Here is a 1,051-nt window from a genome sequence, read left to right on the forward strand (position 1 = left end):
GCTGGATCGCGAGGGTGCCGACGGCCGGATTGAAGGACGGCACGTTGCTGAGCAGGGTTCCGACGCCCACCTGGACCGGCATCTGGCTGCTCTCGGGAAGCATGACGTACGGCAGGAAGTAGTTGGTCCAGTTGGCGACGAAGCTGAAGAAACCGACGAGCGCGATGACCGGAGTCGCCAGCGGCAGCGCGACGTGGCGGAAGACGCCGAATTCCGAGCAGCCGTCCATGCGTGCCGCTGCCAGCAGGTCCTTCGGCACGGCGGTGGTGAAGTGGATGTAGGTCAGGTACACCCCGAACGGGTAGAACGAGTACGGCAGGATGATCGACCACATCGTGCCGATCAGGTGCACCGCGTTGATCTCCAGGAACAACGGCACCACCAGCGTGGCGTTCGGCATGAGCATCACGACCAGGGTCGAGACCAGCAGGGTCCGTCGGCCGCGGAACTCGGTCATGGCCAGGGCGTATCCCGCGGGTACGGCCACACAGAGCGTGATGACCAGGGAGATCGCCGCGTAGAGAGCGGAGTTGCCCAGCCACTGCATGATGGCGTTGTCCTGGAACGCCGTGAGCGCGTCCCAGTTGGCCTTCAGCGCGTGCCAGGAGCCGAAGGAGAGCGGGTTGTCGTGGACCAGCTGCTGGTCGGTCTTGGTCGCCGCGAGGACGAGCCACGCAACCGGCAGCACGAAGAACACCACGAACACGGCCAGCACGGAGCCGGTCAGCAGCCGGGAGGGGCTTTTAGTCGGCATCGAAGAATCCCGACCGTGCGACGAAGACCGCGGCGGCAGAGGCGCTGACGACCAGGAGCTCCACCGAGACCGCGGCGGCGCCGTTGATGTTGTTCATCTGGAAGGCGAAGTCGAACGTCAGCTGGTTCAGCGAGTAGTCGCGTCCGGCCACACCCACGCTGGCGAGGGAGAGCAACTGCGGCTCGACGAAGAGCTGCGCGCCGCCCGCGAAGGCCAGGATCATCATGTACACGATCCACTTGCGGAGCATGGGGATCTGCACGTGCCAGGCGGTCTGCCAGGCGCCGGCGCCGTCGA

Annotated in this window: 1 protein-coding gene and 1 pseudogene; both read right to left on the reverse strand. The window is 65.7% G+C overall.

All coding sequences use genetic code 11. The features are described 5' to 3' along the window. The coding region (locus CCN51_RS52115) for a carbohydrate ABC transporter permease (RefSeq protein ID WP_086861316.1) at positions 1-754 on the reverse strand (754 nt) is incomplete at its 3' end. Next, positions 744-1,051, reverse strand: a pseudogene (locus CCN51_RS58990) (carbohydrate ABC transporter permease); the annotation flags it as partial. The gene CCN51_RS52115 and the pseudogene CCN51_RS58990, both read right to left, overlap by 11 nt.

This window comes from Streptomyces milbemycinicus, assembly GCF_002154605.1.
Classification (GTDB): Bacteria; Actinomycetota; Actinomycetes; order Streptomycetales; family Streptomycetaceae; genus Streptomyces; species Streptomyces milbemycinicus.